Origin of the sequence: Pseudooceanicola atlanticus (assembly GCF_000768315.1) — a bacterium.
Classification (GTDB): Bacteria; Pseudomonadota; Alphaproteobacteria; order Rhodobacterales; family Rhodobacteraceae; genus Pseudooceanicola; species Pseudooceanicola atlanticus.
Genome location: NZ_AQQX01000002.1, coordinates 364,313 through 378,501, shown reverse-complemented (window position 1 = coordinate 378,501; position 14,189 = coordinate 364,313). Strand labels below are relative to the sequence as shown.

Here is a 14,189-nt window from a genome sequence, read left to right as displayed (position 1 = left end):
CGATGATCTCACGCTTCCTCTCGGCTGCGGCCCTTGTGCTTGCCTTCGCCGCGCCCGGCCACGCCCAGGATGCCGACGCTCCGATCCAGCAATTGCTCCAGGAGCATAGCGAGATCATCCAGGACAGCTCCCGCCGGACCATCGGACCCGCCATCGACGCGATCCGCGATTCCGGCCTGCCCGAAGCGCAGCTGGTCCTCGAACGCTGGGCCGCCCGCGAGATGTGGCTCGACGAGGAAACCGGCCTTTTCGTCTATGCCGAAGAGATCGACCGCGACACGCTGCGCATCTTCGATTTCGCCACCGCCGAGGAAATCGGCGAGGTCTCCGACGAAAATTATGACCAGCTGAAGCCCAATTCCGGCATCCGTGGCATGATCGGTTCCGCGTTGGTGAAATTCCAGCTCTCCGATCCCGATCCCGCCGCCCGGATCGACGCGCTCGACAGCCTGGCCCGCAACGGCAATGAAAGTCACCTGCCGGTGCTGCGCGCTTCGATCGAGGACGAAACCGATCCCGAGATCAAGACCCGCAAGGAACGGCTGGAACGGCTGCTCACGATCTCCTTCGGCGCCACGCCCGAGGCGCGGATCGAGGCGATGGATGCCTTTCGCGGCGATCTCTCGGTCGATGTCCGGGCCAAGCTGAACCCGATCCTCGCCACCCGTACCTCCGCCGGCACCGCGCTGCCCGACGGCGTGAACATCGCCCGCGAACTGGAGCCCGGTGAGGACCTGACCGAGGTCGAGGCCTACGAACTCCTCGTTTCCGAAGGTCTCGCGCCGGCCCGCCTGACCGACGACATGCAGCGCCGCACCCTGCAGGACAATATCGACGGCGACAATGTCGGCGGCGTGCCCGTCGCCTCGCTGTCCTCGCCCGAGGCCCGCGACCGCGCCTATGCCGCCCTGGTCGAGGCCGGCCTCGCCGAAGCCGCCGCCACCAATGCCGAGGTCGCCCAGGCCATCGACGACCATGTCTTCTACGAGACCTATCTCGAACCGAACCAGGCGGTCACCGACGCGGCCGAGGACGTGTTGAACTCGATCGAGCTTTCGGTCTCGCTCAACCAATTCTTCGACCTGTCGCTCGACGCGCTGTCGCTGGCCTCGATCTATTTCCTCGCCGCCATCGGCCTCGCCATCACCTTCGGCGTGATGCGGGTCATCAACATGGCGCATGGCGAATTCATCATGATGGGCGCCTATACCGGCTACGTGATCCAGCAGATCATCCCCAATTACACCGTGTCGATCCTGGTCGCGATCCCCGTGGCCTTCGCGGTGACCTTCGGCGCCGGCGTCGCGATGGAACGGCTGGTGATCCGCCACCTCTATTCGCGCCCGCTGGAAACCCTGCTGGCCACCTTCGGCATTTCCATCGCGCTGCAACAGCTGGCCAAGAACATCTTCGGCACCCAGGCCCGTCCGCTGACCTCCCCGGGCTGGCTCGACGGGGCATGGATCCTCAACGACGTCGTCTCGATCTCCTATATCCGGATCGCGATCTTCGTCCTGGCGCTCTGTTTCCTCGGCATCTTCCTCTTCATCATGAAGAAGACCCGCCTCGGCCTCGAAACCCGCGCCGTGACCCAGAACCCGAAAATGGCCGCCTCCATGGGGATCAACCCCGACAAGGTGAACATGATGACCTTCGGCCTCGGCTCCGGCATCGCCGGCATCGCCGGTGTGGCGATCGGGCTCTATGCCAAGGTCACCTCGGAACTCGGCGCCGATTACATCGTGCAAAGCTTCATGACCGTCGTGGTCGGCGGGGTCGGCAATATCTGGGGCACCCTGCTGGGCGCCACGATGATCGGCTTCCTGCAGAAGGGCATCGAATGGTTCAACCCGTCCAACACGCTGGCGGCCCAGACCTACATGATCGTCTTCATCATCATCTTCATCCAGTTCCGCCCCCGCGGCATCATCGCCCTCAAGGGCCGCGCTGCCGGAGATTGATCCCATGATCCTGACCTCGCCCCCCGCCAATACCAACGCCGCCCCCGCCGCGCTGCTGCTGATCGAACATCTGCGCCGCACCCATCCGGCCGCCCCGGGGCCCCGTGCGGTGCCGTCGCCTTCCGCGCTCGACGCCCCCTCTTCATCTTGCCGGAAATACTCCGGGGGAGGCGCCCGCAGGGCGACGGGGGCAGAGCCCCCAGCCCCGCCCGCCGCAAGCGAAAAAGCCGGGTCCGGGAAAACGGCGCGCGGCACCGACGCAATACCGACGCAATACCGACGTGATACCGACGTGCCGTCCGGGCCCTTAACCTCCCGCAAAGGAGGCCGCGCATGAGCCGTACCTTCCTCGTCCGGAACCCCTCGATCCTGGTCTTCCTGGCCCTGCTCGCGGTCTTCACCATCGCGGTCACGCTGATGTCCGAAGCCTTCGGCGCCAGCCTGATTTCGACCTCCTTCATCAAGACCCTGGGCAAGACGCTCTGCCTCTGCCTGGTGGCGCTCGCGATGGATCTGGTCTGGGGCTATTGCGGTATCCTCAGCCTCGGTCACTTCGCCTTCTTCGGGCTGGGCGGCTACATGATCGGCATGTGGCTGATGTATGCGCGGACCGAACTTATTGTTGCGGAATCAATGTCTAACGCCGCGATCCCGCCCACCGATCAGGAGGTCGTGGATGCCATCGGCACGCAGATCTTCGGCGTTGTCGGCTCCTCCGATTTCCCGCCGATCTGGGCCTTCGCGCATTCCCTGCCGTTGCAGCTCCTGATGGTGCTGCTGGTGCCCGGGCTGCTGGCGCTGGTCTTCGGCTGGCTCGCCTTCCGCTCACGCGTGACCGGCGTCTACCTGTCGATCCTGACCCAGGCCATGACGCTGGCGCTGTCGCTCTACCTCTTCCAGAACGAATCCGGTCTGCGCGGCAATAACGGCCTGTCAGGGCTGCAGAATCTCCCCGGTGTCACCGCCTCGCAGGCGGTCGTGTCGGTCTGGTTCCTCTGGGCCTCCGCCCTCGCCCTGGCCATCGGATACGTGGTCTGCGCCTGGGTCGTGTCGGGCAAGTTCGGCTCGGTCGTGCGCGGCATCCGCGATGACGAGGCGCGGGTTCGGTTCCTGGGCTACTCCGTTGAAGGCTACAAGCTTTTCATCTTCACCTTCACCGCGATCATCGCCGCCATCGCCGGTGCCCTCTACTATCCGCAGGCGGGCATCATCAACCCGGGCGAGATCGCCCCGATCGCCTCGATCTACCTGGCGGTCTGGGTGGCCATCGGGGGCCGTGGCCGGCTCTACGGTGCCGTGATCGGGGCCGCGCTGGTCTCGCTCATCTCCACCTGGTTCACCGGCGGCCTGGTGCCCTCGCTGCCGCTGGGCTTCTACACGGTCGACTGGGTCGATTGGTGGCTTGTCCTGCTGGGCCTCAGCTTCGTCCTCGTCACGCTCTTCGCGCCCAAGGGCATCGGCGGGCTGGTCGACATCGTCACCGGCCGCCTGACCCCCAACCGCCACGGCGCGGATTACGGCCCGGACAAGGGGTCGCTCATGGAAGAGGAGGGCCGGAAATGAGCACGCTTCTCGAGGTCTCCGGCGTCTCCGTGACCTTCGATGGCTACAAGGCCATCCGCAACCTGTCCTTCCAGATCGGCGAGGCCGAGATGCGGGCGATCATCGGTCCCAACGGCGCCGGCAAGACCACCTTCATGGACATCGTCACCGGCAAGACCAAGCCCGACGAGGGCCGTGTTATCTGGGGCGAAAAATCCGTCAATCTGTTGAAAATGAACGAGGCCAAGATTGCCCAGGCGGGGATCGGCCGCAAGTTCCAGCGCCCCACCGTCTTCGAGGACCAGAGCGTTCACGATAACCTGCTGATGGCGGTCAAGAACCCGCGTGGATCCTTCCCATGCCTCTTCTACAAGCCCAGCTTCGCCGATCGCGGCCGGGTCGAGGAACTGGCCTCCGAAATCGGTCTGTCGGACGAGCTTTACCGCAAGTCCGGAGAGCTGTCGCATGGTCAGAAGCAATGGCTGGAAATCGGGATGCTGCTTGCGCAGGAACCGCGCCTGCTGCTGGTCGACGAACCCGCCGCCGGCATGACACTGGCTGAGCGGGAACATACGACCGACCTGTTGAAAGAGGCCGCCAAGACCCGTGCCGTGGTCGTGGTGGAACATGACATGGAATTCGTCCGCCGGCTGGAATGCAAGGTCACGGTCCTGCACGAGGGATCGGTCCTGGCCGAAGGGTCGCTGGATCACGTCACGGCCAACCAAGAAGTCATCGACGTTTACCTGGGACGCTGAGCCATGCTGAATGTTCAAAACCTCACCCTGCATTACGGCCAGAGCCAGATCCTGCACGGCATCGACCTGGAGGCCCAGACGGGCAAGGTCACCTGCATCATGGGTACGAACGGTGTGGGCAAGACGTCGCTTCTGAACGCGATTTCGGGCACGCATCCACGGTCCGGCGGGGACATGTCGCTGGATGGCGAGGACCTGGGTCGGTTGCCCGCGCATCAACTGGCACAGAAGGGGATAGGCTACGTGCCGCAGGGGCGGATGATCTTCCCGCTGCTCACGGTGCAGGAGAACATGGAAACGGCCTTTGCCTGCCTGCCGCGGAGCGAACACAAGATCCCCGACGAGATCTTCGAATTGTTCCCGATCCTCAAGGACTTCCTGCATCGTCGCGGGGGTGACCTGTCGGGGGGGCAGCAGCAGCAATTGGCGATTGCCCGGGCGATGATCACTCAGCCCAAGCTGCTGTTGCTGGACGAACCGACCGAGGGCATCCAGCCCAACATCATCCAGCAGATCGGCCGCGTGATCGAATACCTGCGCGACAAGGGCGACATGGCGATCATCCTGGTGGAGCAGTATTTCGAGTTCGCCTACGGCCTGGCCGACACGTTCTACGTGATGCGCCGGGGCGAGGTCACGACCTCGGGCACGAAGGCCGACCTGACCAAGGATCAGCTGATGGCGGAAGTGTCTGTCTGAGGGATCACACTATCCTCAAACGTCATCCGAGGCGTTGTTTGTCGGTTCCACCAAGGTAGTGCCTTAAGCTTCTGACCCACCCAGATGGGGCGGCGCTTTGGCGCCACCCCGTGGGTCTATGTAGCCCTTGTCTCTCAGGAAGGGCTCGAACTCAGGCAAACCCCAGGAAGCTGAGGATCGCGATGACGAAGACGACGAGGCCTACGAGGTAGATGATGCGGTTCACTGTCTCTCTCCAAATCTTGTGATGATCTGGAGGGATAACGGGTGACAGCCGGAATAGTTGCCTTCACCGCCCGAAGACCGGCGGGATCAGATCTCCATCCAGATGGTGATCGGGCCGTCATTGGTCAGCGACACCTTCATGTCGGCGGAGAATTGTCCGGTCTCGACCTTCACGCCAAGGCTGCCCAGATGCGCGGCGAAATGTTCGTATAGCCGGCGCCCGTCCTCCGGCGCGGCGGCGGTGGAAAAGCCCGGCCGATTGCCCGAACGGGTATCGGCGGCCAGGGTGAACTGGCTGACCACCAGCGCCTCTCCTCCGATGTCGAGGAGCGAGCGGTTCATCTTGCCCGCCTCGTCAGGAAAGATACGGCATTTCGCGGCCTTGGCGGCCAGCGCCTCGGCCTGGGATTCCTCGTCGCCGCGCATGGCGCAGACCAGGATCATCAGGCCCCGGCCGCACTGGCCGATCACCTCACCGTCGACACGCACCTGCGCGTCGGTCACACGTTGCAATAGCGCCCGCATCTCAGCCCCGGATCTCCATGATTTCAGACAGGTCCGCCCGTTCGGTGCGAAAGGCGTTGGCCGGGTGATCCGGGTCTTCGTAACCGAAGGATATTGCCGCAAGGATCAGCCGGTCCTCGGGGATGTCGAAGAAATCGCGCACGGCGGGCGACTGGAACGCCACCGCGGCCTGCGGCACGGTCGCCACGCCAAGCGCCTGGGCGGCCAGGCAGAAGGTCGTGATGAAACCGCCGGTATCCAGCGCGCCATAGCTGCCCAGTTCCCGCCCCGAGGTGATGATCGCCGTGTGCGGCGCACCAAAGAGGCGGAAGTTCTCGAAGGCCTGCTTCATGGAGGCCGCCCGGTCGCCCTTGGTCACGCCCACGGCTTCGTAAAGCTGCCAGCCACAGGTGCGGCGGCGCTGCTGATGTTCGCCTGTATAGGCCTCCGGTCCCGGCAGGTCGGGGTTTTCCGGGGTGGTCTGCGCGGCCTGCATCAGCGCCTCGCGGAAGCGGTCGGTTTCCGCGCCACGGGTGACGATCACCTGCCAGGGCTGGGCATTGCACCACGACGGTGCGCGCCCGGCGGCGGTGACGATCCGGGCGATCACGTCATCGGCTACCGCATCGGGGCGGAAAGCGCGGCAGGAGTGACGCTCCATCAGCAACTCGGTCAGGGTGTCAAAACGGCTCATGCGTGTATCCTATTGGTTCATTGCGATCACGTAGCCGACGACCCCGGCCACGATGAGGCCGGCGATCACGGCCAGGGCGATCTTCCAGGCGGACCAGGGCCGTTCGCCCTGCACCCGGCCGGTGCGCCCGTTGACGACAAAGCGGTAGGTCTTGCCGCGGAACTTGTAGGCGGCCATCCAGACGGGCAGCAGGATATGCTTGAAGGTCACGTCCGAGACCTGCGTTTCGATCCCGTTCACCCGCTGCCGGTCGCCGCCGATGTCAAAGCGCACGTCGCGGTCGATGGTGCGGTCCATGATGGCGCGCGCCTCGGCAAAGCCTTCTTCCAGCTGGACCTGATAGCCCTCGGCCCGGAAACCGGCCAGGAATTCCGGCGAATAGGGGGTCAGTTCGGACAGGTCCCAGGGTTCCAGCGCGTCGGTGTATTTCTTGGGCAGGGATTTCGAGGCCAGCACCAGGATATCGTCGAAGAACCGCGCCACCCGACCCGAGACGGGCGTCCAGCGGATCTTCTGCACCTGCACCTGTTCGGGCTTGCCATCGCGCATCCGGGTTTCGGTGACGTAGTAGATCGTGCCGCGCGCCCCGGAATAGCGGCTTTTCGTGTCGGCATCGAAGGTCCAGTAGGGGACGTAGATGCCATCCATCTTGCGCCCTTTGCGGGCATAGTCCTTCAACCCGTTGGGCGCGAACCAAAGCCGGCCCAGCCAATCGGCCATGGCCTTCTGGGCCTCGCGTTCGGATAGGCGGAAGGGCAGCACGCCGCGCGGCTTGATATGGCGATGCGTGCCGGTATCGGTGACCACGGGTGTCGCGCAGAACGGGCATTCGGTGGCATGGGTGTCGGCGTCGAACTCGACCTCGGCGCCGCAATTGGGGCATTTGGAAACGCGGGTCTCCTCGATCTCGGCCTCTGGCAGCGTCTGCGAGAGGGCGGCGTTGAAGTCGAGCTCTTCGATGGTGGTGTTTCGGGCGCGGGGTTCATGCATCGGTTCCGAATGGCCGCAATGGTCACAGACCAATTGACCGGCATCCGGGTCGAACCGGTAATCCGCGCCGCAATTGGGACACGGGAAACGGTGATCTTCGGTCATGGCACCCCTCCGTCCGCCTGATGCGAACCTAGACGGGTTAACGGGCGGGGAAAACCTGCTTTTGCGGGTGGGTCGGGCACAGGCGGGGCTGCCCTCCTGCGCCGGTCCAAAGGGGCCTCAGAGGTAGCGATGGAACCGGCGCGGTACCATGATCCGCAGCGCGTTGTCCCGCAGGCGGACATGGCGCCAGATATGGAACCCCGCATGCAGCAGGACGATCGCTGCCAACAGGTAGAATTCGTAGATGTGGATGGTGCCGATGATCTCGTTCGCGTCGCGCAGGCCAAGCGGCGGGGCGAAGGGCAGGAAGCCGCCTGCGCGCAGCTGCGTCGCCGAGGTCAGGCCCAGCAGGAAGCCGGTCAGCGCCACCAGGAACAGGCCCCAGATCAGCGAGAGATGCAGCCAGCGATGGACGCGGCGCGCCCATGGGGGCAGCTTGGGCCCCGGGCGTCCGGCAAGGCCCCGGCGCATCAGGTCGGCGAACCACAGCAGCGAAAGGGTGACGAAGAAAAGCGCGACGTTGGAATGGATCAGGAAGGCCGTGCGGCCCCCGATGCTGAGCGCCACGTCCGGCGTGACGATCAGGAACCAGATGATCAGCGGCACCATCGTCCAGTGCAGCCATTTCAACGCCACCCGCCGATGCGGCAGGCGCGCCGCGATACGGGCGCGCAGGGCGGGGGAAGGCGACGTCGGGCTGTTCATGCTGTCAGATACGGCGGGGCGGTTGCTTTGGTTTCATCTTGGCACGCCCGACCGATCCACGGCCTAACCCTTGCCGCGATGTTCAAAGCTGACGATCTGCGCCACCTGTTTCGCCGCGGCCGAGCTGAACTTGATCACGTGACAGAAGAGGTGCTTTGCCCCGTCCTGATCCATGCGCGTGCCCAGCACCGATCCGCTTTTGCCATGGGTCATGACCTGGGTGACGGCGATCTGCTGCGATGGCGCGAGACCCGCAAGGGCCGTGCTGATGGCATCCGGGCCGGTCAGCGCGCCGCCGGGGCGTTCCCAGACGGCATTCTCTGCCAGCAAGGCGGGGTCGAGCCGGCCTTCGCCCATGATCGCCAGGGCGATATCCTCGGCCCGGGCGTTCTTGGGTGAATTGGCGCAATCGGCGGAGCGTGTGACCTGAGTCACGAGGCTCAGGCCGGGGGCGGGGGCGGCGGCATGATCGTGAAGAGCTGGGCCAGCTCTGCCACGTCCTCCGCGTGTTTCCATCCGTCCTGACCAGCGGTCCAGACATGGGTGGTGCGGGTCAGCTTGCCGCTGGTCGCCATCCGGCCCAGGTCGGCCTTGGAATAGGGGCCATGGGTCTGCCCGTTCTCGGCGATGTGCCAGACATGTTCGACCGGCGGGGGCGGTGGGGCCGGTGCTGCTGCGGGCTGCGGTGCGGCCTGTGCGGGGCGCGCGCCCCAGGGGCCGGATTGTGCCATCTGGTTGGCCATCGCCATGCCCATCCCCATGCCGAGGCCCGCGCCCATGCCGCCATCCCCACCGGGATTGCTGGCGGCCGCGCTCATCGCTTCGGCGGCGGAGAACTGGGTGTACTTGTTCAGATCGCCGACGATCCCCATGGAGGTCCGCTGGTCCAGCGCCTCTTCCACAGCGGGGGGCAGCGAGATGTTCTCGATATACAGTTCGGGGATTTCCAGCCCGTATTCGGCGATGGTGCCGCTGATTTCCTTGGCGACCAGCTTGCCCAGATCGGCGGTGTTGGCGGCCATGTCGAGCACCGGAATGCCGGAGCCTGCGATCACCCGCGAAAACTCCTGCACGATGATGTTGCGGATCTGGAAGCTGATCTCGTCCATCGTGAATTCGCCGTCCGTGCCGACGATTTCCGTCAGGAAGCGGCCGGGGTCGGTGACGCGGATCGAATAGGTGCCATAGGCGCGCAGGCGGACCGGGCCAAACTCGGGGTCGCGCGCCATGATCGGGTTCTTTGTGCCCCATTTCAGGTCCGTGAACCGGTTGGTGGAGACGAAGTAGATCTCGGACTTGAAAGGCGACTTGAAGCCGTGGTCCCAGTGCTGGAGCGTCGTCATGATCGGCATGTTGTTCGTCTCGAGCATGTAGAGCCCGGGGGTGAACACATCGGCCAGCTGCCCTTCGTGGACAAAGACGGCGGCCTGGCTTTCGCGCACCGTCAGCTTGGCGCCGTACTTGATTTCATGTCCCTCACGTTCGAACCGCCAGACCATGGTGTCGCGGGTGTCGTCCGTCCAGTGGATGACGTCGATGAATTCGCCGCTCAGGAAATCGAAAATGCCCATGTCAGGCCTCCTTGGTTCAACTGTCCCCGCCGGTCAGCTCGCGGGCCAGGTCGGCCACGATCGGGCGGGCCTCCTCCAGGCGCATGCCGACAGTGAGGTGGGGATCGTACAACATCTTCAACAGCATCTCGTCATGGGTCGTCAGCAGGGCGAACTCGTCGTCGTCGTTGAAGATCGACGGACGCGCCTGCGGGCTGTCATTGGCCAAGCCCAGCCCCTGCGCCATTTCCTCGTGATAGCAGGAGCGGCGGATCAGGTCGGGATGTTCGGCCCGCACCAGCGCGATCGCCTGGCCATAGGCCGCGTCGCTGTCCTCGGTGGAAAAGGCGACGACCAGGCAATGGATCGTGCGCGGCAACCGGCGGAAGATGCCCAGCGACCCGGCCGAGATGTTGGGCACCAGTTCCTGCACCCGTTTGACCACGTCGTCGCGGTCATCCTCGCCCATGACGAGGACGTGGAAATTGGCGCCGCTGTTGACGTAGCTGATCGAATGGCCGGTCAGGCGGGCCAACCGCGAGGTGTAGCCGCGGATGGTGCTGTTGTCCTTGTCGCGGATGCGCTTGGGGACCGAGTCGCCGAATTCCGCGGTGATCCGCACCGGGCCGGGCCAGCGCCGCAGGAAGCTGGGCGCGCCATTGCCGGACCGCAACCCGCCACCACGCGCATATTCGTCGTAGAAAGCGATCTGTTCGAAATTGCGCGCCAGTTCCCGTGCGGTGAAGGGTGTGTCGGCCCCTCCACCATCCTGTCGCAGCAGGCCCTGGGTCAGCAGGTCCGCCTGGAAGGACGCGTAATACTGGCGCAGAAATTCGCTTTCCGCCGAAGGGCCTTCTGGCACGGTGGGGCGCGGCTGGCTAAGGCTCGCGGGCCGGGCCTGCGGTTTCAGCGACGAGGGCTGTTCGATCAGCTGGCACGACGTCAGCAGGGCCAGCCCTGACAGGGCCATCCCGGTGGCGCGTGCGCGCCGGAAACGTGGTGCCAGCCTGCGCATCGCTGCCTCAGTTCGCCGGGACCGCGGTTGCGGCATTGTCGCCGACACCGTCGCCACGGGCCTTGGCCGAGGCCAGCGTGTCGCGCAGTTCGGATTCCATCTTCTTCAGCTCTTCTTCGGCCGCGGCGCGGCGGGCCTTGCCTTCGTCGGCGATCTGCAGGCTTTCCTCGATCGTGCCGATCAGGTCCGCGTTGGCCTGTTTCACCGCCTCGATGTCGAAGACGCCGCGCTCCATCTCTTCGCGGATCATCTTGTTGCTTTCGCGCAGGTTCTTGGCGTTGGAGGTCAGCAATTCATTGGTCAGGTCGTTGGCCTCGCGCACGGCGGCGGCGGCTTCGGCGGAACGCTGGATGGTGACGGCCTGGGCCAGTTGGGTTTCCCAAAGGGGCACGGTGTTCACGAGGGTCGAATTGATCTTGGTGACCAGCGACTTGTCGTTTTCCTGCACCAGGCGGATCGAGGGCAGGGATTGCATCGTCACCTGGCGGGTCAGCTTCAGGTCATGCACCCGGCGTTCCAGGTCGTCACGGGCGGCGCGCAGGTCGCGCAGCTCCTGCGCCTTCATCACCTGTTCGCCTTCGGGGGCGGCGTTGACCTCTGCTTCCTTGGCGGGGATGTCGCTTTCGTCCAGCACCTTCAGCTTTTCCTCGCCCGCAGCGATGTAGAGCGCGAGTTCGTCGTAGAAGGTCAGCGTCTTTTCATAGAGCAGGTCGAGCGACTTGATATCCTTGAGAAGCGTGTGTTCGTGGCCCAGCAGATCCTCGGTGATCTTGTCGATCTGGTCCTGCACCTCTTCGAACTGGGCGGTGAACTTGGCAAAGGGCGCGGCGCGGCCCAGCAGCTTTTCCCAGAAGGACCGTTCTCGGCGCACGTCCAGTTCGGACACCGAAAAGCCGCGGATCGTGGTGACGATGTTGCGCAGGCTGTCCCCGGCCGGGCCGACATCCTTGTTGCGGACGTCCTGAAGCATCGCCTGCGAGATCTCCTGCAGCTCTGCCTGGGCGCCCGATCCGAAGCGCACGATCGACCCGGTATCGGTCATGTCCAGTTCGGCCATCCGCTTGGTGATCTCGGCGGCGGTCGGTTCGTCCGCATCGGCCATCGGCACCAGCGCATCGGCGGGTTTGGGTTCGGGCAGAATGACGGCGTTGACCTCCTCGACATCCTTGAGGGTCTCTTCCGCCTTGGAACGAATGTTCTGGGACATGTGGCTTACTCCGATATTTTTGCCGGCACGGGGCCGATTAATCCGGGCGGACGCCCTCACGTTGCAGTCTCTCCCGCAACACTTCTATTTCAACGGTCACGTCGGTGGCATCGTCCGACAACAATTTTTGTGTCCGGGCGGCGAAATTCTGCTCCAGGTCGGTCAGAAGCGCCTCGTAATCGGCCCGGGCCTGGGCATCGCGCGTGCGGGCGTAGAGATCGGCGAACTTCACCGTCGCGTCCCGCGCGCCCTGCAGGTAGATGCCCATATACTTGCGCGCCGCGGTCAGATCGCGGGGGTCGTTTTCCACGGTTCGGAACAGGTCGCGTGCCACGGTCTGGAAATTCTCGACCCGCGCCTCGAGGCGCCGGTCCTGCGCCCGCTTGATCGCGTCGGTCATCGCGGCCAGATGAGCCTCGCCCTTGTCGACGGCGCGGGCTACGCGGTCGGTCTGGTGCAGGTTGGCCCCTTCCATCCCCTTGTCGCGCAGCGGGTCGAAGCCGAAGGCAAAGCTGTGCAGGACCGCGCCGAGGACCGCGAAAATGCCGGCCTCGATCACGCCATGGCCGACGATGCCGACAATGCCCAGCCCGACCCCGGTCAGCAGCGAGGCCAGGATCTTGCGCGGGAGGGCAGGGCGGCGGGCGACCTTGCGTGCCTCGTAGGCTTCCTGCGCCTTGATGCCTTCGCGGGTCATCCAGGCGGCCAGGATCAGCGCGCCGAAGGCGACGAGGTATTGCGCCATGTCCACGGGCCCCGAGGTGAAGGCCTTCCAGATCAGGGGAAACGGCGCCAGGAACAACAGGTTGACACGGCCACCGGCGCGGGTGCGCGTGGCGCCCTTGAATGATCCGCCGGGCTGCGTGGGCCGGGTATCGTCCGATTTGCCCTGGGGGCTGAATTCTCCGCCGAACCGTTGTGCCATTACACCCCCGACGCCGTCAGGGTGGCGTAAAGCGTCAGGGCCACCAGAAGGAAAAAGGCCAATTTCTGTAATCCGCTGCCGGTCATGTCGCCCCCCTTGTGTCTGGCGTACCGGTTAATATGGGGATGCGTAGCACCAATGGCACCCCCTGCCTAGGTTTACTGCGGTTCCATGGCGGTACTTTGACACCTTCCCGCGCATGGCCAGCGCCCGACATCGCAATTGGCCGGTTTCGCCAAATGATTGAGCATTTCGCGCCAGTTGCACGCAGCGGCTGTGCTGCGGTCAATCCTTGCGGGGCTTGCGGCGCGACGGCTTCTGGCCCGGACCGTTATCCCACGGGGCCTGCCCGCCCGAGCCGCCGCGATCAGGCCGTCCACGGCCTCTGAGCGTCGGTTTGCCCGTTTTCTGGCCGGGTTTCGAACCGGGGCGGGCCTTTTCAGCGGTCTCGGGCTTTGCCGGGCCGGGCTTGCCGGCCAGGGATTTGCCCTTCTTGCGGATCGGTCGCTTGTGGCCGGGGCGCGGCGCGGGCATCTCGTCTTCCATGCCCAGCTGATCGCGCAGCACCTTGCGACGAACCTCTTCGACGTCACCGGCGGCCAGCTGGCCCAGCTGGAACGGCCCGTAGGACACGCGGATCAGCCGGTTCACGCTTAGCCCGACGCTTTCCATGGCGCGCCGGATCTCGCGGTTCTTGCCCTCGCGCAGGCCGACGGTCAGCCAGGCATTGGCGCCCTGCTGGCGGTCGAGCGTGACCTGCATGGGCTGGAATGTCTCGCGATCCACCACCACGCCGTCGCGCAGGGGGGCCAGGGTGGCGTCGGTCGGGTTGCCCTTCACCCGGACCCGGTAGCGCCGGAGCCAGCCGGTGGAGGGCAGTTCAAGCTTGCGCTTCAGCTCTCCATCGTTGGTCAGCAGCAGCAGGCCCTCGGAATTGAGGTCGAGCCGTCCGACCGACATGACCCGGGGCAGGTCCTCGGGCAGGTTGTCGTAGATCGTCGGGCGGCCCTGTTCGTCCTTGTTGGTCGTCACCAGCCCGGTCGGCTTGTGATAGAGCCACAGGCGCGCGGGTTCCGGCGCGGCCAGCGGTTTGCCGTCCACCTCGATCCTGTCGCGGTCGGTCACGTTCAGCGCGGGGCTGTCGATCACCTTGCCGTTCACGGTGACCCGGCGCGCCTCGATGATCTTTTCGGCCTCGCGGCGCGACGCGATACCGGCGCGGGCCAGGACCTTGGCGATCCGGTCTCCGGCGGGGGTCTTCGGGGTGTCGGGTGTCTGCGTCATGTCCGGGACTTACCCGCTTTCCGAT

The 14,189-nt window shown here is 65.1% G+C and carries 14 protein-coding genes; 4 read left to right on the top strand and 10 right to left on the bottom strand.

Going from position 1 to position 14,189, the window contains the following annotated elements:
* Window positions 1-2 precede the first annotated feature (2 nt).
* From urtB to urtE, 4 genes are all read left to right on the top strand, one after another.
* Window positions 3-1,961: an urea ABC transporter permease subunit UrtB gene (urtB, locus tag ATO9_RS06015; protein ID WP_043746714.1), complete on the top strand. Its 1,959-nt coding sequence runs from the start codon at window positions 3-5 to the stop codon at window positions 1,959-1,961.
* Between the two features lie 333 nt (window positions 1,962-2,294).
* A complete protein-coding gene (urtC, locus tag ATO9_RS06010) occupies window positions 2,295-3,524 on the top strand; it encodes an urea ABC transporter permease subunit UrtC (protein WP_043746711.1) in 1,230 nt (409 codons plus the stop codon).
* Window positions 3,521-4,261 carry an urea ABC transporter ATP-binding protein UrtD gene (gene urtD, locus ATO9_RS06005; protein WP_043746708.1) on the top strand — a complete coding sequence of 247 codons (741 nt, stop codon included), beginning with the start codon at window positions 3,521-3,523 and terminating at the stop codon, window positions 4,259-4,261. The genes urtC and urtD overlap by 4 nt, the downstream gene beginning before the upstream one ends.
* A 3-nt stretch (window positions 4,262-4,264) precedes the next feature.
* Complete coding sequence (urtE, locus tag ATO9_RS06000; protein ID WP_043746705.1) at window positions 4,265-4,960, top strand: urea ABC transporter ATP-binding subunit UrtE; 696 nt, start codon at window positions 4,265-4,267, stop codon at window positions 4,958-4,960.
* Window positions 4,961-5,272: 312 nt separating this feature from the next.
* On the opposite strand, the gene dtd is transcribed toward urtE, so the two are convergent.
* The 10 genes from dtd to ATO9_RS05950 all read right to left on the bottom strand — a co-directional run bounded on the left by dtd (window position 5,273) and on the right by ATO9_RS05950 (window position 14,164).
* On the bottom strand, window positions 5,273-5,710 hold the full coding sequence (gene dtd, locus ATO9_RS05995) for a D-aminoacyl-tRNA deacylase (protein ID WP_043746702.1): 438 nt from the start codon (window positions 5,708-5,710) through the stop codon (window positions 5,273-5,275).
* Window position 5,711: 1 nt separating this feature from the next.
* Window positions 5,712-6,383 (bottom strand): nitroreductase, encoded by a 672-nt coding sequence (locus ATO9_RS05990; RefSeq protein ID WP_043746699.1) that lies wholly within the window; start codon window positions 6,381-6,383, stop codon window positions 5,712-5,714.
* A gap of 9 nt (window positions 6,384-6,392) precedes the next feature.
* Complete coding sequence (locus ATO9_RS05985) at window positions 6,393-7,478, bottom strand: TFIIB-type zinc finger domain-containing protein (protein WP_043746697.1); 1,086 nt, start codon at window positions 7,476-7,478, stop codon at window positions 6,393-6,395.
* A gap of 117 nt (window positions 7,479-7,595) precedes the next feature.
* Window positions 7,596-8,183, bottom strand: coding sequence for a cytochrome b (locus tag ATO9_RS05980; RefSeq protein WP_052418137.1), 588 nt, complete (start codon window positions 8,181-8,183; stop codon window positions 7,596-7,598).
* Between the two features lie 63 nt (window positions 8,184-8,246).
* On the bottom strand, window positions 8,247-8,618 hold the full coding sequence (locus ATO9_RS05975) for a nuclear transport factor 2-like protein (protein ID WP_043746694.1): 372 nt from the start codon (window positions 8,616-8,618) through the stop codon (window positions 8,247-8,249).
* A 5-nt stretch (window positions 8,619-8,623) separates the two neighbouring features.
* Window positions 8,624-9,754 carry an SPFH domain-containing protein gene (locus ATO9_RS05970; RefSeq protein ID WP_043746691.1) on the bottom strand — a complete coding sequence of 377 codons (1,131 nt, stop codon included), beginning with the start codon at window positions 9,752-9,754 and terminating at the stop codon, window positions 8,624-8,626.
* A 16-nt stretch (window positions 9,755-9,770) separates the two neighbouring features.
* Window positions 9,771-10,748, bottom strand: coding sequence for a DUF2927 domain-containing protein (locus ATO9_RS05965; protein WP_052418136.1), 978 nt, complete (start codon window positions 10,746-10,748; stop codon window positions 9,771-9,773).
* A 7-nt stretch (window positions 10,749-10,755) separates the two neighbouring features.
* The gene (locus ATO9_RS05960; protein ID WP_043746688.1) at window positions 10,756-11,955 is read right to left on the bottom strand and encodes a toxic anion resistance protein; all 1,200 of its coding nucleotides are present in this window, start codon (window positions 11,953-11,955) and stop codon (window positions 10,756-10,758) included.
* Between the two features lie 37 nt (window positions 11,956-11,992).
* Entirely contained in the window at window positions 11,993-12,880 is an 888-nt protein-coding gene (locus tag ATO9_RS05955) for a 5-bromo-4-chloroindolyl phosphate hydrolysis family protein (protein WP_043746684.1), read from the bottom strand.
* A gap of 285 nt (window positions 12,881-13,165) precedes the next feature.
* A complete protein-coding gene (locus ATO9_RS05950) occupies window positions 13,166-14,164 on the bottom strand; it encodes a pseudouridine synthase (protein ID WP_081979465.1) in 999 nt (332 codons plus the stop codon).
* Between the last annotated feature and the right edge of the window lie 25 nt (window positions 14,165-14,189).